The 15,789-nt window shown below is 69.1% G+C and carries 13 protein-coding genes and 1 tRNA gene; 6 read left to right on the forward strand and 8 right to left on the reverse strand.

Annotation, left to right across the window (positions count from 1 at the left end; all coding sequences use genetic code 11):
• Nucleotides 1–399: 399 nt before the first annotated feature.
• Nucleotides 400–3,198 carry a pyruvate dehydrogenase (acetyl-transferring), homodimeric type gene (aceE, locus tag ACRDTB_RS13885; RefSeq protein WP_431430617.1) on the reverse strand — a complete coding sequence of 933 codons (2,799 nt, stop codon included), beginning with the start codon at nt 3,196–3,198 and terminating at the stop codon, nt 400–402.
• 182 nt (nt 3,199–3,380) lie between these two features.
• Here aceE and ACRDTB_RS13890 point away from each other — a divergent pair, with 182 nt between their 5' ends.
• The 4 genes from ACRDTB_RS13890 to ACRDTB_RS13905 all read left to right on the forward strand — a co-directional run bounded on the left by ACRDTB_RS13890 (nt 3,381) and on the right by ACRDTB_RS13905 (nt 7,997).
• Entirely contained in the window at nt 3,381–3,812 is a 432-nt protein-coding gene (locus ACRDTB_RS13890; protein WP_431430643.1) for a DUF3052 domain-containing protein, read from the forward strand.
• Between the two features lie 65 nt (nt 3,813–3,877).
• Nucleotides 3,878–4,339 carry a peroxiredoxin gene (locus ACRDTB_RS13895; RefSeq protein WP_431430618.1) on the forward strand — a complete coding sequence of 154 codons (462 nt, stop codon included), beginning with the start codon at nt 3,878–3,880 and terminating at the stop codon, nt 4,337–4,339.
• A 7-nt stretch (nt 4,340–4,346) separates the two neighbouring features.
• Nucleotides 4,347–4,418: transfer RNA gene (locus ACRDTB_RS13900), tRNA-Val, on the forward strand.
• A 591-nt stretch (nt 4,419–5,009) separates the two neighbouring features.
• A complete protein-coding gene (locus ACRDTB_RS13905; RefSeq protein WP_431430619.1) occupies nt 5,010–7,997 on the forward strand; it encodes an NACHT domain-containing protein in 2,988 nt (995 codons plus the stop codon).
• Nucleotides 7,998–8,083: 86 nt separating this feature from the next.
• Here the strand turns inward: ACRDTB_RS13905 and ACRDTB_RS13910 are convergent, their stop codons facing one another.
• From ACRDTB_RS13910 to ACRDTB_RS13920, 3 genes are all read right to left on the reverse strand, one after another.
• Nucleotides 8,084–8,527 (reverse strand): type II toxin-antitoxin system VapC family toxin, encoded by a 444-nt coding sequence (locus ACRDTB_RS13910; protein WP_431430620.1) that lies wholly within the window; start codon nt 8,525–8,527, stop codon nt 8,084–8,086.
• Entirely contained in the window at nt 8,520–8,747 is a 228-nt protein-coding gene (locus ACRDTB_RS13915; protein ID WP_431430621.1) for a type II toxin-antitoxin system CcdA family antitoxin, read from the reverse strand. Before ACRDTB_RS13915 ends, ACRDTB_RS13910 begins: the two co-directional genes overlap by 8 nt.
• Nucleotides 8,748–9,013: 266 nt before the next feature.
• Nucleotides 9,014–9,613: a TetR/AcrR family transcriptional regulator gene (locus tag ACRDTB_RS13920; RefSeq protein ID WP_431430622.1), complete on the reverse strand. Its 600-nt coding sequence runs from the start codon at nt 9,611–9,613 to the stop codon at nt 9,014–9,016.
• A gap of 106 nt (nt 9,614–9,719) precedes the next feature.
• Here ACRDTB_RS13920 and ACRDTB_RS13925 point away from each other — a divergent pair, with 106 nt between their 5' ends.
• Nucleotides 9,720–10,565, forward strand: coding sequence for a nuclear transport factor 2 family protein (locus ACRDTB_RS13925; RefSeq protein ID WP_431430623.1), 846 nt, complete (start codon nt 9,720–9,722; stop codon nt 10,563–10,565).
• A gap of 269 nt (nt 10,566–10,834) precedes the next feature.
• Here the strand turns inward: ACRDTB_RS13925 and ACRDTB_RS13930 are convergent, their stop codons facing one another.
• The 4 genes from ACRDTB_RS13930 to ACRDTB_RS13945 form a co-directional block, all read right to left on the reverse strand.
• Nucleotides 10,835–11,854, reverse strand: a complete 1,020-nt coding sequence (locus tag ACRDTB_RS13930) for a DUF3048 domain-containing protein (protein WP_431430644.1) — start codon at nt 11,852–11,854, stop codon at nt 10,835–10,837.
• Between the two features lie 123 nt (nt 11,855–11,977).
• Nucleotides 11,978–13,513, reverse strand: coding sequence for an MFS transporter (locus tag ACRDTB_RS13935; RefSeq protein WP_431430624.1), 1,536 nt, complete (start codon nt 13,511–13,513; stop codon nt 11,978–11,980).
• 145 nt (nt 13,514–13,658) lie between these two features.
• On the reverse strand, nt 13,659–13,796 hold the full coding sequence (locus ACRDTB_RS13940) for a hypothetical protein (protein WP_431430625.1): 138 nt from the start codon (nt 13,794–13,796) through the stop codon (nt 13,659–13,661).
• A gap of 445 nt (nt 13,797–14,241) precedes the next feature.
• The gene (locus ACRDTB_RS13945; RefSeq protein WP_431430627.1) at nt 14,242–14,943 is read right to left on the reverse strand and encodes an NADPH-dependent F420 reductase; all 702 of its coding nucleotides are present in this window, start codon (nt 14,941–14,943) and stop codon (nt 14,242–14,244) included.
• Nucleotides 14,944–15,116: 173 nt separating this feature from the next.
• Between ACRDTB_RS13945 and ACRDTB_RS13950 the strand changes: the two genes are divergently transcribed.
• On the forward strand, nt 15,117–15,695 hold the full coding sequence (locus ACRDTB_RS13950) for a TetR/AcrR family transcriptional regulator (protein WP_431430628.1): 579 nt from the start codon (nt 15,117–15,119) through the stop codon (nt 15,693–15,695).
• Nucleotides 15,696–15,789: the final 94 nt, after the last annotated feature.

Genomic DNA, 15,789 nt, shown 5'->3' on the forward strand with positions numbered 1-15,789 from the left:
ACTCACGGGTTAGGAATGTTGAACACGCGAGTTGGGAACAGGGAACTCGCGTGCAGGAGCGGGGAACTCGCGGTGTGAGCGAAGCGAGACACCGACACCGATGCTGGTCAACCGAAACGAAACCACGCCGGAAACGCAAGGAGCTCGCACCGTGGGGGTCTGGGGGGTCGCCCCCCAGAGCAAGATCCGCGTCCGCAAAGGGGGAAGGCGCGAAGAGCGCCGAACAGGGGAGGCGAAGGACGCGGGCCGCCCGGCGTGGCGGTGCGCACGCCGCCGGGCGGCCCCTCTCCCCGGTCCCCACCGGTGACACCACTATGGAGGTGCGGGGGAGAGGCTGCCAGCGCTGTCCTCCTATCGTGCTAGCGGTTCATCCGCGCACGTCAAAGGGGTCACGCTCAGTCAGGCCGCGCCCGGGTCGGAGGTCTGTGGCCCCGCCGCCGAGACGTCGTCGAGCCGGTACTTCCGCGCCGCCTCCACGACCGTCGACTTCTCCACCTCGCCGCGCCGCGCCAGCGCCGCCAGCACGCCGACCGTGATCGACTCGGCGTCGACCAGGAAGTGGCGTCGGGCCGCCGGGCGGGTGTCGGAGAAGCCGAACCCGTCGGTGCCCAGCGTGAGCATGTCGGTCGGCACCCACGGGCGGATCAGGTCCGGCACCGCCCGCATCCAGTCGGTCGCCGCGATCACCGGGCCCGCACCGCCGGAGAGCACCTGCGTCACGTACGGCCGGCGCGCCTCCGCCTCCGGGTGCAGGAAGTTGTGCCGGTCGGTCTCGACCGCGTCGCGGCGCAGCTCCGCCCACGACGTCGCCGACCACACCTCCGCCCGCACGTTCCACGCCTCCCGCAGCAGCTCGGCCGCGCGCAGCGCCCACGGCATGGCCACCCCGGACGTGAGGATCCGGGCCCGCGGCCCGTTCCCGGCGGGCGCCTCCTGGTACCGGTACAGCCCGCGCAGCAGGCCCTCGACGTCGAGGTCCGTCGGCTCCGGCGCCTGCACGTACGGCTCGTTGTAGACGGTCAGGTAGTAGTAGACGTCCTCCGCTTGCTCCCCGTACATCCGCCGCAGCCCGTCGCGGACGATGTGGGCGATCTCGAACGACCACGCGGGGTCGTAGGCGACCACGGCCGGGTTCGTCGCCGCCAGCAGCAGCGAGTGGCCGTCGTTGTGCTGCAGGCCCTCTCCGGTGAGCGTGGTCCGCCCGGCGGTCGCACCGAGGATGAACCCGCGCGCCATCTGGTCTGCGGCCGCCCACAGCCCGTCACCGGTGCGCTGGAAGCCGAACATCGAGTAGAAGATGTAGATCGGGATCATCGGCTCGCCGTGCGTGGCGTACGAGGTGCCCGCCGCGGTGAACGACGCGGTCGAGCCGGCCTCGTTGATGCCCTCGTGCAGGATCTGGCCCTGCTCGCTTTCCTTGTAGGACAACATGAGCTCGGCGTCGACCGACGTGTATAGCTGGCCGTACGGGTTGTAGATCTTCTGCGTCGGGAACATCGAGTCCATGCCGAACGTGCGTGCCTCGTCCGGAATGATCGGCACCAGCCGCGGCCCGATCTCGGGGTCCTTCGCGAGGTCGCGGACCAGCCGGACGAACGCCATCGTGGTGGCGACCTCCTGCTTGCCCGACCCCTTCCGGACCACGTCGTAGACCTTGTCGCCGGGCAACACCAGCGCCTTGGCCTTGGTCCGCCGCTCCGGCAGGAACCCGCCGAGCTGGCGGCGCCGCTCCAGCAGGTACTGGATCTCGGGGGTGTCGGGCCCGGGGTGGTAGTACGGCGGCAGGTAGGGGTCCTTCTCCAGCTCGGCGTCGGAGACCGGCACCCGCGTGGAGTCCCGGAACACCTTGAGGTCGTCCAGGGTCATCTTCTTCATCTGGTGCGTGGCGTTGCGGCCGGCGAAGCTGGGGCCGAGCCCGTACCCCTTGATCGTCTTGGCCAGGATCACGGTCGGCTGGCCGTGGTGCTCGGTGGCCGCCTGGTAGGCCGCGTAGACCTTGCGGTAGTCGTGCCCACCGCGCTTGAGGTTCCAGATCTCCTGGTCGCTCATCGGCGCGACGAGCTCCTTGGTGCGTGGGTCGCGCCCGAAGAAGTGCTCGCGGACGAAGGCGCCGTCGTTGGCCTTGTAGGTCTGGTAGTCGCCGTCGGGCGTCGTGTTCATCAGGTTGATCAGCGCGCCGTCGCGGTCGGCGTGCAGCAGCGCGTCCCACTCGCGGCCCCAGATGACCTTGATCACGTTCCAGCCGGCGCCGCGGAAGAACGACTCCAGCTCCTGGATGATCTTGCCGTTGCCCCGTACCGGCCCGTCGAGCCGCTGTAGGTTGCAGTTGATCACGAACGTGAGGTTGTCGAGCCCCTCGTTGGCCGCCACGTGGATCAGGCCGCGGGACTCCGGCTCGTCCATCTCGCCGTCGCCGAGGAACGCCCAGACGTGCTGATCCGACGTGTCCCTGATGCCGCGCGCGCGCAGGTACCGGTTGAACCGGGCCTGGAAGATCGCGTTCATCGGGCCGATGCCCATCGAGACGGTCGGGAACTCCCAGAAGTCCGGCATCAGGCGCGGGTGCGGGTAGGACGGCAGGCCGGCGCCCGGGCCGCCGTGGGAGAACTCCTGGCGGAAGCCGTCGAGCTGGTTGGCGGAGAGCCGGCCCTCGAGGAACGCGCGGGCGTACATGCCGGGCGAGGCGTGGCCCTGGAAGAACACCTGGTCGCCGCCGCCCGCGTGGTTCTTGCCGCGGAAGAACCAGTTGAAGCCGACCTCGTAGAGCGTCGCGGAGGAGGCGTAGGTGGAGATGTGCCCGCCGACGCCCACGCCCGGACGCTGCGCGCGGTGCACGGTCATCGCCGCGTTCCACCGGATCCACGCCCGGTAGCGGCGCTCCACCTCCTCGTCGCCCGGGAACCACGGCTCGCGGTCGGTGGGGATCGTGTTGACGTAGTCCGTGCTCGTGAGCGAAGGCACCCCGACCCGGCTCTCCCGGGCGCGTTCCAGCAGGCGGAGCATGAGATAGCGGGCCCGTGCCTGCCCACCGGTGGTCAGCATCGCGTCGAACGACTCCAGCCACTCGGCCGTCTCGTCGGGGTCGATGTCCGGAAGGTGGGCGGCGAGACCGTCCCTGATCACCCGTACCCGCTCGGGGCGGTTTCTGCCGTTTCCGCTGCTCTGCGTAGCCAAGGGTTCTCCAGTGCCTGCGCTCATGACAGTAACTCTGCCATCACTCTCACCATGGTCGTCTCGACGGCCGCTCGCGTCATCGTTACTGGTGAGTACGGGCAAACCCGGCGTGGGTGGTTGCGTAGGTGGGCACGCTCAGTGTTCGCTATCCCAATACCGTTGGGCGGTGGCTGGCCACCGCGTTGGCGTCGAGGAGGAGTGAAGCCGTGGTCGCCGCGGGAGACGCTGGCAGGGTCGGCGTCGCCGAGAGGCTCGGAATCGAGCCGGGCATGGTCGTCCAGGAGATCGGCTGGGACGAGGACGTTGACGACGGCGTGCGCGCCGACATCGAGGAGCGCATCGGGGGGGATCTTCTCGACGAGGATGCGGACGAAGTCGTCGAGGTGGTTCTGCTGTGGTGGCGGGAGGACGACGGCGATCTGGTCGACGCCCTCATGGACGCCATGGGGCCGATGGCCGACAACGGTGTGATCTGGGTGCTGACGCCCAAGACGGGCCGCGACGGTCATGTCGAGCCGAGCGAGATCGCCGAAGCGGTGCCGACCGCCGGGCTGGCGCAGACGTCGAGCGTGAGCGTGGGCCCGGACTGGGCGGCCACGAGGCTGGTGTCGCCGAAGTCCGCGAAGTCCAAGCGCTGAGATCGTGGACCGGGGTGGCCTAGGCTGACGCCGCACCCGGGAGACGGACAGCAGGAGGATTTCGCATGGCGGTCGAGGTCGGTTCGAAGGCGCCCGAGTTCACGCTCAAGGACTACAACAACCAGAAGGTGTCATTGTCGTCCTACCACGGCTCGTCGAATGTGTTGCTGGTGTTCTACCCGTTCGCGTTCAGCGGGATCTGCCAGGGTGAGCTGTGCCAGCTGCGTGACGAGTTCGCGGACTACGAGTCGGCCGGCGTGCAGGTGCTGGGCGTGTCGGTGGACACGCCGTACAGCCTGAAGGCCTGGGCGCAGCAGCAGGACTACCAGTTCCCGCTGTTGTCGGACTTCTGGCCACACGGCGAGATCGCGGCCACGTACGGTGTCTTCAACGAGGCGGCCGGCCTGGCGAACCGGGGCACGTTCCTGATCGACCGGGACGGCGTGGTCCGCTTCGCGGAGATCAACGGTCCGGGCGAGCGGCGGGACCAGGAGGCCTGGAAGAAGGCGGTGGCCGCCCTGCCGTGATCCGACCGGGCGCATAGCTCAGCGGAAGAGCACTCGGTTTACACCCGAGCGGTCGTAGGTTCGAGTCCTACTGCGCCCACTCTGACCAGCGTGAACGCTGTCTGGTGTTCATCACGAGTGTCCTTCCCGACACCTTTCCGGCACTAAACTTTGTCGGCCTTCCGGACCCTGCCGGGCATCGCCGCGATCGCGGCCTTCACCTCGGCGGAGCGATGTGGTGCTTCTCGGCCACCGCGGGTGTTGCCGAGCTGGTCGGCGATGTCCTGTCTGTTCGTCGGTATGGGCCTCGACATCGTCCCCGGTGAGCGCCAGGGTCTCGCCGAACCTCGTGCCGGTCGCGAGGCTCGCCTCGGCGAGTTCGGGCAGGTCGGTCCGCACCGCTCCGCGCTTGCCCAACGTCGTCCGATGCTGTCGATCCGCTCGACCTTCGGCTCATGTGTCGGGACACACGACTCGGCAGACGGACCGTGCTCCTCCGCAGGGTGCACCGCCGCGGACGGTCGGACCGGGTATTCTCGGTATCTGATAGTGAGTGATCGGATACCGAGCGGCGAAGGATGCTTTCCGAACCGGCCGCTACGGCCGCTACGGCCGCTTCAAGGCGTGGCAGAGCGCTGCGTCATGCCGCGACGTGTCCCCTGCTGGTCGGTGTGGACGGGGGATCTGCTCAATGGTGAGCGTGTGGGGGTGGCTGTTCATCAGCATCCTGTCGGTGATCACCGCGCTGCTGGTGATCCCGAGAGAGCTGCTGAAACGTTGGCGTGATCGCGTTGTCGATCATCTCGATACCGCGCTGCGCCGCCGGATTTCCCGATTCGACCGGCGCTACCGGGAGTTCGTGTGCAGCGGTGTGCGGTTCATCGACCTCAAGGGTCTGGCCACGGTCGGCTTCTACACACCGGAGCTGGACGAGGTCTTCGTGGACGTGAGCGTCGCCTACCGCGCACCACACCAGGTGCCGGACGGTGTGCTCACCCGGCTACCCGCGGACGTGACCGAGCGCCGTTCGCTCAGTGCCTTCCTCGATGGCCGGCAACCCGCCGTGCTCGCCGTGCTCGGGGTGGCCGGCGGTGGGAAGACCACGCTGCTGCGGCATCTGGCCAAGGTCGTTTGCCAGGATGGCCGCGGCCGGCGGCGCACCACGCCAATCCTGCTGCAGCTACGTGATCACGTCGATGCGATCCTGTCCAGCCCGGACCTCGCCCTGCCCGCGGTGGTGCGCCGCACGGTCGGCCCAGACCTTGACGAACCGCCTGGCTGGTTCGAGCAGCGGCTGCGCGACGGCGACTGCGTGGTGCTCCTGGACGGGTTGGACGAGGTGGCCAGGCAGGAGGACCGCAGAAAGGTCGCCGACTGGGTGGAAACCCAGATCAGGCAGTACTCGAGAAACGACTTCGTGATCACCTCGCGCCCACTCGGATACCGAGAAGCCAGAATCAACGGCGCGACCGTGGTCCAGGTACGAAACCTCACCGCCGAGCAGGTGATCAGCTTCCTGCGTGGCTGGTACCTCGCGGTGGAGCGGCACACCACCGGTGGCTTGGACGAGGCCGTCAGGTCGCGCGCCGAGTCGGCCGCTGATGACTTGCTCGAGCGGTTGAGCAGCGCACCAGGATTGTCCGATCTGACCGCCAACCCGTTGCTGCTCACGATGATCGCCAATGTGCACCGCTACCGCGGCGCGCTGCCCGGCAGCCGAGCGGAGCTCTATGGCGAGATCTGCCAGGTGATGCTGTGGCGCCGACAACAGGCCAAGAACCTGCCAAGCCAGCTACGTGGCGACAAGATTGAGACTCCGCTGCGCGCGCTGGCGTACGCGATGATGCACCGCCGCGTTCGGGACCTGTCGCGCGCCGAGGTGCTGGCCGAGTTCGGGCCGACGTTGCGGCGGATGTCCCGGGGCCCGACGGCGGAGGACTACCTCGCCGACGTCAGCGGCAGCGGGCTGTTCGTGGAACGCGAGAGCGGACTGTACGCCTTTGCCCACCTCACTTTCCAGGAGTACCTCGCGGCGACCCACATCCGGGACAAAGCCCTGGTGCACACGCTGACCGAGTCGGTCGACGACGACTGGTGGTGGGAGACGGCGCTGCTCTACGCCGCTAGGTGGGACGCCGACCCGATCGTTGCGGCGTGCCTGCGACGGCGGACCATGACCGCGCTGCTGCTCGCGTCCGACTGTGTCGACCAGGACAGTGAGCTCGCCCCGGAACTGCGGGACCAGCTCGACGACCTGCTCAGCTCCGAGGTCACCCCAGACGTGGACCCCGCACGCCGGCGGGTCATCGCCGGTGTCCTCGTCGCGCGGCACCTGCGACCGCTGCACCGGGCCAGCGACGGAGGCCGTGTCCGGGCCATGCCGGTTACCGCCAGGATCTACGGGCTGTACCGGCGGGACGTGGGGGGCGATCCACCAGATGGTCCACTGAGGACCAACCAGGACGAGCCGGTCACCGGCGTCTATGGACATGACGCGGTCGCCTTCACGGATTGGGTGAACGAGAGCACGGGCGGCGATCCCCGGTACCGCCTGCCGAGCCGCGCGGATATCAGCGACCCGGCCGTGCACGGCACACTTGAGCCTGGACGGAGTGTATGGCTGCAACCAGACGGTGGGCGGGACCGGCCCGAGCTGTGGCTGCCCGCTGATGCGGCGCATCCACACGCCATCGACGCGGCGACGCTGGCCCGGCACGTGAGCCGTGACCTCGACCGGTCGGTGCCTACGCTGGTCCGGCTGCTGCTGCTCCGGTCGGTCGCGGTGGTCCGAATCGTCGCCCGCCTCTGCGCGCACACACTGTCTCTCGCCCAAGGCGCCAGCGGGGGCCGCGACCTCACGCTCGACCTCTACCGTGATCACACGCTCGCTCGGGCACTCCTGCGCACTCTGGAGCACGCCCACGCCCTCGACCCGGCTCGCGGTCTCGGCGCCACCCGTGATCTCGCCCACGACCTCAATCTCTGCCTCGCCCGTGCCATCAAGGTGGACAACCACCTCATCCGGGAACTCACCCAGGACCTGCACGACGCGCGCGATCTGACGCTGGACCTCGACCTCGCGCTCGACCACCATCTCACCACCGACCAGGACCGCGAGCTCGACGATGCCCTGGCCCTCGACCACATCCGCGACCGCCACCTCGGACTCGACCTCACCGTTGATCTCGACGGACCGGCCGCCGAGGTGATGGGGAGCGCCCTGTCCCAGACACTCGCCCGCGTCCTGCGGCACGACACGGCCGTTACCGCCTGGCGTGCCGAGTTCTCCCGAACGCTCCTGGAGGAGACCGGTGCCGCGCCGGCCGGTTACCTGGTGGCTCCGGACAGCCTCGCCCGGAGAGTCCACAATGGACACGCAGCGTTGCTGGACGTCCTCGGCTCGTCGCCCGCGTGGGCCACTCGCGTCGCGAGCCGGATCGAGGAAACGGCATCCGCGGTGTTCGCCCAGCGGCAGCCCGTCACCACCCGGACCGCGACCACTGTCCGGCTCGCGGCCTTGTGTCTCGCCGCCGAGGCCGATGCCCGCGACGCCGCCACGGTCGGCGACACCTTCCGGGAGATCGCGGCCGGAATGACCTTGCTCGAACGACGGGTCAGCGGCGAGGCACCCACAACCGAAGCCATCCTGCTGACCGTGGACACCCCCGCACGCGCGTAGCGGTTCACTCTGCGCGGGTGTTGTCGACGTCATGGACCTAACGTGTCGGCATAAGAACCGCGAGGTACTGGTCGAAGGACCTGAAATCACGATCCGCCCGGTGGGTGCCCGTCGCTCGCCGACCCGCTGATGTCGATGCTTTCAGCGAGCGAGCTTGCTCGGGCGAGGCGGTGATCGCTGGTGAGGACCTGTACCCGTAGACGGGCGGCGAGTTCGATGTAGAGCGCGTCGGTCAAGCGGAGATCGGCGCGGCGTGCCCAGGCGCCAGCCGCCAACTCGACGACAGGGTGGCGCGTCACGGGGATCGTGCTCAGCGCGGACAGGGCGGCGTCGACATCGGCCGTGGTCAGCTCCCCGGCGCGCTGGAGTCGACCAAGGGCCGACAGCACCTCGGCGTCCATGTGCGCCGGTGCGTGCACAACGGTACCGACGAGCCGTTTCTTAGCCGGAGCGGCATACTCGGTGCCCGCTAGGAGGTCGACGAGAACCGAGGCATCCATGACCACCAACTCGGCCGGCGACTCAGTCATCCGCGCCGGCCAACTCCTCACGGGCACCATCCAGCGCCTCAAGAGCAGCGCGATGGGAGACCGCGCCGCGTGGGGCAGGCAGCGCTTCCAACCACGAGTTCGTGGCCTGGCGTTGCAACTCGTCTGCGATCGCGGCCTGCGCGAGTGCAGAGACGTTCAAGTCCGCAGCCTTCGCCCGCTCGGCGAGCTCGTCGGGCACGTACACATTCAACCTGGCCATACACACAATGTACACACATCCGCCCGCTGTTTGCGACACGGACGTGCTACCACGGCGAAACTCCAGCCAGCGGTTCGCCCAATGACCGTCAGCATACGAACCAAACGATCTTGACCGAAGGCCAGGCAGACCCGCTGGTCAAGGACTCGTGTGGGGGTCGTGGACCTAACGTGTCGGCGTAAGAACCGGCCAGTGGTTGCCGAGGGTCCTGAAGTTCTCGTCCGGCCTGTTGGCCGTCGCCGAGCGTCGTGATGACAACGTTCCGCTCATGCGTGACGTAGTCCGTTCATGAGGAGGGCGAGCAGGCGGTCGGCCTGAGCGGAGCTGTCCGGAGTGTCCCGGACTGCCCAGGCGATAGCGCCGACCATCTTCAGCACATCCGCATCGTCGACATCGGCGACGACCACGCCTGACTCCCGCGCCCGCGCCAGCAATGCGGCCCCCACCTCGAATATCTCCGCATGCCAGGTCGATACCAGGTCATTCCCGTTGCCTAACGCCGAGTTCATCACCGCGGCCGCCAGACCCCGATAGGTCAAGGCATGCGTGAGCGTGGCGCGCAACCACGTGGACAACCCGTCGAATTCGTCCTGGACTGTCAGCAGTCCGCGACCCAGGTCGACCAACTCGGCTATCTGCTTGGCGAGCACGACCTCGATGAGATCCAGTCGGGTGGGGAAATGCCGATACAGCGTCCCGCTGGCCACTCCCGCCCGCCGAGCGATCTCGTCCAAGGGGGCGTCCACCCCGAACTCGGCGAACGCGATTCGCGCCTGCTCGACCAACTGCTCGTAGTTACGTCGGGCGTCCGCACGCTTCGGACGCCCGGCGCGCGACCGCGAATCGTGGCCAGTCAGCGCAATCACCACTCCCTTGCTAACCGGGGACACAGTCCGCTACCGTGTTCAATTAACCGGACCATGCCTCACTTTACGGGGTATGCCTCATCTCCATGCATGGGGGCCACCCCTGATGGCGCTGTCGGAACAAGACCGGATCGACATCAACGACGTGATCAACCTCCACGGCCACCTCACGGACGCGGGCGAACTGGATCGATGGGATGAGCTGTTCACCCCAGATGCCACCTACGACGCGGACGACTTCGGTCTCGGGTCGTTGCACGGGACCGCGGCCATGCGTGCCGCAGCGCTCGCATTGGGTGACGCCAACCCGGTCGGCCATCACGTCACCAATATCGTGATCACTGCGATCGACGATCGCTCGGCGCGGGTCCAATCCAAGGGAGTCGGCATCAAGGCCGACGGAACGGCCGGCAGTGTCGTCTACGACGACATCGTCACGCGCCAATCCAACGGCTGGAAGATCAGCTACCGCAAGGTGACTGCCAGGCGAGCGGCGCTGGGCGAGCGAGAAGTTGGTGCCCGTGAAGTTCTGGAGCGGTTTCGCCAAGCCGCTGTCAGCCAGTCCGCCGATGACATGGGTCGTGTGTACGCGGTCGACGCGGTCCATGAGTTCCCGTTTACCCGCCCGGGCGTGCCGTCCCGGCTCGAGGGCCGGGACAACATCGTGAGTTGGATAGCCGCAGGGTGGAAGACCAACACGCTCAAGTACGAGCGGTACCGCACCCTCGCCATCTACGACACCCACGATCCAGACACGATCATCGTCGAGCAGGAGGCCCTCGGGACCAGTACGTCCACCGGCGAGTTCACGCTTCCCAACATCGTTGTGCTCACCGTGCGCAACGGCCAGATCACCCACCTGCGCGACTACGTCAACATCCTGGACGCCGCAGCCGCCATGGGCCGCGACGACACGTCACCGTTCGGTCTGTGGCCACGTGAGACCACCTGATGGCGCGGCCCCTACTGGCCGGACCGTCATGCCGCCCGTTCACGGCCACGGGCACGACATGTGGTTCGCGCACCAGTTGATCGTGGAGCTGACGGGGCTCGAACCCGTGACCGGTTGTCGCGGGCGAGCTCGACGTCGCGTGGCTCGAGCTCGGCCAGGCGTCGGGCCGCTGGCGATGCCGGGGTGTCCGGATCTGGGCAGGTCGATGCGGCGGCTCACTGCCGATCCAGATGGTGGCGGGTGATCGTGTCACCTCCGTCGGGACGAACCTAGGCCGGTACCAGGAGTATCCAGACCGGTCCGCGGGCGAGCGGCAGGTCGATGCCGGTGGCGGTGTGGAACCGCGTGGGTGCCCGCGGTCCCGGCCGCGACCACGTGCCGGTGAACCGCCGGCCGTCGCGCAGTACGAACGCACGGCCGCCGCCCACGGTGCGGGCGACCGGCGAGACGGCGCCGCGGGCGTCCTCGATCCGCTCGCGAGCGATCAGCTCGACCCGCTGGATCACCACGGTGGCCGCGGAGACCCGCCCGGACTCGGTGGAGATCAGCGGTCTGCCGTCCAGCGACACGAGCCACCGGTGTGTGCGGGCGGACCAGGTGAACGTGTAGTGGGCGGCCCGGAACGCGACGTCCTGCCGTGTGGCCGGCTGACCACCCCCGGGGGCGGCGCCGATCCGCAGCGGCGGCCGCGCCGGGGCACGCGCGCCCCGCGGCAGGTTCGCCGGGCGCACGTACAGGTTGTGCGGCGCGGGCCGGGCGCCGTTGCGGTGGAACGCCCGGCGTGCCCGCGCGGGCGGGGCGTTGACGATGTCGGCCGCGCGCAGGGACGGCAGGAGCTCGGGCGCGGCGCCGGAGTAGGCGAGTACCGGCCGGCCGTACTGGGCGAGCAGCTGGATGTCGGTTCGCCGGGCGCTGCGTACCGGACCGATCACCGCCGGCGCCCTGCCGGCGTAGATCGCCACGAGCCTGGTCAGTCCGCCCTCGACCGGCTCGACGTAGACCACGTCCGCCGAGCCGACGCCGGTCTGCGGCCGCGCGGGCGCCACGTTGTCGATCTTGACGGCCAGCATCGGCGCAGCCCGCGGCGCCGCCGGTGCCGGTGTGGACGTCGTGGGCGGTGTGGAGGCCGTGGGCGGTGTGGGGGTCGTGGGCGCTGTGGATCGGGGAGCGTCCAGGGCCACCTCGTCGGTTCGGTTGAGCGCAACGAGAATCCCGGCGACGACCGCGACGACGGCCACCGCCGCCGCCGCGATGACCCACCCTGTCCATGCGCGTCGGCTCACGATCATCACCCCTTCGCCCTCCACTATCAGCCGCACACCCGGCGATGGCGAGTGGCGAATGTCCCGCGACGGTGTGATGGCGTCGACTCCGCCGGCGCCACCACGGCTCGTGGGCTCAGTGAGATGGGCTCAGTGCGCGAGGGTCGGCTCCGTCTCGGCCGGGCGGGTGGTGCGCAGGGCGACCATGCCGACCACAGCGAAGGCGATCGCGACGACCGCGCCGATGACGGCCACCGTGTGCAGCCCGCTGGTGAACGCCTCCCGCGCCGAGCCGAGCAGGCTCGCGGAGAACGGGTCGCCGAGCCCGCCGGCGGCGTGGATGGCACCGGCCAGGCTCTCGGTGGCCTCGGTCGCCACGGGAGCCGGGACGTCCGCCGGGACCACCAGGCCGTCGCGGTACACGGCGGTGCCGACGCTGCCGAACAGCGCGATCCCCATGGCAATCCCGAACTCGGCGCCGGTCTCGGACATCGCGGACGCCGCCCCGGCCTTGCGGGCCGGCACCGAGCCGACCACCATCTCGGTGCACAGCACGCCCTGCGGCCCCATCCCGAACGCGGCCACCGACATGCCCAGCACCACCACGATCAGTCCGTTGCCGCTCTCGACCTGGGTGAACAGCAAGATCCCCGCCGCGGCGACGAGCATGCCGAAGCCGAGGACGAACTCCGGTCGCATCCGCCGCGCCAGCCGGGGCGCGATGAGCGAACCGACCACCACGGCCAGCGCCTGCGGCACCAGCGCGAGCCCCGCCTCGCTGGCCGAGAGGCCCTCGACCAGCTGGATGTACTGGCTCACCAGCAGGAACACGCCGCCCATGGTGGTGGCGCCGACCAGCACGATCGACACGGCCGCGGTGAACTTCCGGTTGCGGAACAGGCTCAGGTCCAGCATCGGGTGCGCCGTCCGCCGCTCGCGCCGCACGAACACCACGCCGATGCCGACACCGATCGCCAAGGCGGCCACACCGCGCGCATCCAGGCCGTTCTTGGCCAGCTCCTTCAGCGCGTAGACCACCGGCAGGATCGTGCCGAGCGAGAGCACCGCGCTAGTCAGGTCCAGCTTGCCGGCCTGCTCGTCGCGGTACTCCGGCAGCAGCCTGGGCGCGGTCGCGAGCAGCAGCACCATGACCGGGACGGCCATCAGGAACACCGCGCCCCACCACGCGACATCCAGGATCAGGCCGCCGACCACCGGGCCGATGACCATGCCGCCCATGAAGCAGCTCATCCACACGGCGATGGCCGTGCCGCGCTGGCGCGGGTTGGCGAACATGTTGGTGATCAGCGCCAGCGTCGAGGGCATCAGCGTCGCCCCGGCGATCCCGAGCAGCGCCCGCGCCCCGATGAGCATCTCCGGGCTCGTCGCGAACGCCGCCACCACCGACGCCAGACCGAACGCGGCGCCGCCGGCCATCAGCAGCTTCCGGCGGCCGATCCGGTCGCCCAGCGTGCCCATCGTCACCAGGAACCCGGCGATCATGAACCCGTAGATGTCGACGATCCAGAGCAACTCGGAGCTGCTCGGCCGCAGGTCGGCGGCAAGGTGCGGCACCGCGAGGTGCAGCACGCTCATGTCCAGCGACAGCAGCAGAGTCGGCAGGGCCAGCACCGCCAGCCCGGTCCACTCACGCCGGCCGGCCAGCGCCTTCTGATCCATGTCCATCACAGACTCCGGGTCTCGATTCGTCACTGTCACCAGCACGTCGGACCGGGACACCGCGAATCGACATGGGCCGCGAACTTCTTTCCCGGCGGCCGGTCACGCCGCGAGCTCGACGACGCTCTCGTCCGGCCAGCCGCGGCGACTGTCACGATGGCGACCAGCGTGAACGAGATGGCACGAGCAGCGCGGCACCGACGCCGGCCACCGCGGTCGCGATCAGTGCCGCGAGGTGGCGGTAACGGAATGCCGCCTCGGCGAGTCCGACCATCACCAGCATCGCCACCGAGCGATTCGCCGGTGCGGACACGGTCGCATGCGGACTCTGATGGCGCGCCACGCCTGGGCTGGCGACCCGGCCTTGGACCTCACTTGATGCGTCTCCGTCATCGAGGCCTTGGACGAAACCGCGGTGGTCCAGGTCTTCGGCGGCGATCCCGCCGGCGTTCGACCCATGACGTTCACGGAGGCCGAGGCGGACGCGAGTGAGCGCTTCGGGGAGTACACCAACTTGCGTCAACGACCGCGACCTGTCCCACCCGTGGCGGCCTCAAGGACGTTCCGCACGCTCGGGAGCCGTAGGCGGCGGCTGACTACTGCGAAGGGCATTTGCGGGCACGGCGAGCCGACTTCGCACACGAGGCATAGCCCTGAGGGACCATCACCCGTCCCGCCTTGCCCGGCAAGTGCTCAGGGAGGTCTCCGCTGGGCGACACGGTTGCCGCAGCGTGTCAGCGAACGATCTTGAACGCGAACATCGGGGTGCCCAGCGCATCCCACAGCCGCACCCAGATCGGCAGCATCATCTCGGTGCCGCGGGCGGTGCTGATGTCACCCAGGTCGATGACGTCGGTGTGGCCGAAGGACTCCAGCAGCCCGGTCACCGCCCTCTTGGCCTCGGTGTCGTTGCCGGAGACGAACATCGTGTGGTCACCGTCGGCGACCTGGCGAGGATTCACCATGACGTTCGCGTTGACGATGTTGAGCGTCTTGACCACCCGCGTGCCGGGGAACTCCCGCTGGATCCGCTCGCCCAACGAGTCGGTGTCCTTGACGAACAGCGTCGGCGGCATCCCCTGCGAGTGGTCCAGCGGGTTCGCGATGTCGATGAGCACCTTGCCCGCCAGGTTGTCGGCGCCGGCCGCGTGCAGGACCTCGATCGCCACACCGCCCGCCGTGGCGTTGACGACCAGCTCCGCGGCTGCCGCGGCCTGCGCGAACGACGCCAACCCGACCGCCGGGTGCGCTCGCGCCCAGACCGCATACGGCGGGCTGCCGTAACCGTCCGGCTCGGTGCGCGCCAGCGTCGACTCGACGTCCCGGGTGCCGACCGTCACCTCGTGCCCCAGCTCGGCCAACTTCCCGGCAACGGCCTGACCGACCGTTCCGGTACCCAACACCGCGATCTTCATCGTGGAATCTCCCTCACTCACAGTGGATCCATCAACGGATGGCAAGCTAGCAGACAGGTCTGTCTGCTGCAATACGCGCGCCGATCCCTTGCGCCACAGCGGTAATCGGAGACCGCCTGCTCAGACCCTGCGTCGTGGATAGAACGGACTTGTCTGTACGCTGCCAGCGAACGGAGACAGGCGGGAGGCGCTGGATGAGCCCGGCACACGCACAACCGGCGCGGGAACGCATCCTCGACACGGCGTTCCGGCTGTTCTACGCCCACGGCCCACGTGGCGTCGGCGTGGACACCATCATCGCCGAGTCCGGAGTGGCCAAGGCCACCCTCTACAAGCACTTTCCCCGCAAGGACCACCTGGTCCTCGCCTACCTGGACAAGGTCGACCAAGCCTGGCTCGAGCAGCTGCGGGCCGCCGCCCGCACCGCCGGCGACACGCCGCGCGACCAACTCGTCGGCATGTTCGACGCGTTGCGCACCGCCTGCCGCCGCGAGGGCTACCACGGCTGCGCGTTCATCAACACCGCCGCCGAGGCCCAGCCCGGCAGCGACGTGCACGCCCGCACCGTCGAACACAAGAACGTCGTCCGCGCGTGGGTCACCGACCTCGCCCGACGCGCCGGCGCCAGCCGACCCGAGCAGCTTGCCCGCCAACTGACCGTACTGCTGGACGGCGGTCTCGCCGCGGGCGTTCTCGACGCCGACCCCGCGACACCACGAGCGGCCAAGGCCGCCGCCCGGATGCTGGTCGACGCCGCCTGCCCCACCAGCTGACGTCGACCTCGGCCGGGCGGTGACCGCCGAGCCGGAGGCCGAGACGGCGGTGCGTCCGATGTGGACGTCGGCGGCGGATCCACCGGCCGGCGTG

The organism is Actinophytocola sp., assembly GCF_050699935.1.
GTDB lineage: Bacteria > Actinomycetota > Actinomycetes > Mycobacteriales > Pseudonocardiaceae > Actinophytocola.

Excerpts from the sequence above, each read along its gene's own strand:
- aceE (WP_431430617.1), bottom strand. The coding sequence starts at position 3,198 with ATGAGCGCAGGCACTGGAGAACCCTTGGCTACGCAGAGCAGCGGAAAC.
- ACRDTB_RS13915 (WP_431430621.1), bottom strand. The coding sequence starts at position 8,747 with ATGGCCAGGTTGAATGTGTACGTGCCCGACGAGCTCGCCGAGCGGGCG.
- ACRDTB_RS13895 (WP_431430618.1), top strand. The coding sequence starts at position 3,878 with ATGGCGGTCGAGGTCGGTTCGAAGGCGCCCGAGTTCACGCTCAAGGAC.
- ACRDTB_RS13910 (WP_431430620.1), bottom strand. The coding sequence starts at position 8,527 with ATGACTGAGTCGCCGGCCGAGTTGGTGGTCATGGATGCCTCGGTTCTC.
- ACRDTB_RS13905 (WP_431430619.1), top strand. The coding sequence starts at position 5,010 with ATGGTGAGCGTGTGGGGGTGGCTGTTCATCAGCATCCTGTCGGTGATC.
- ACRDTB_RS13925 (WP_431430623.1), top strand. The coding sequence starts at position 9,720 with ATGGCGCTGTCGGAACAAGACCGGATCGACATCAACGACGTGATCAAC.
- ACRDTB_RS13935 (WP_431430624.1), bottom strand. The coding sequence starts at position 13,513 with ATGGACATGGATCAGAAGGCGCTGGCCGGCCGGCGTGAGTGGACCGGG.
- ACRDTB_RS13950 (WP_431430628.1), top strand. The coding sequence starts at position 15,117 with ATGAGCCCGGCACACGCACAACCGGCGCGGGAACGCATCCTCGACACG.
- ACRDTB_RS13930 (WP_431430644.1), bottom strand. The coding sequence starts at position 11,854 with ATGATCGTGAGCCGACGCGCATGGACAGGGTGGGTCATCGCGGCGGCG.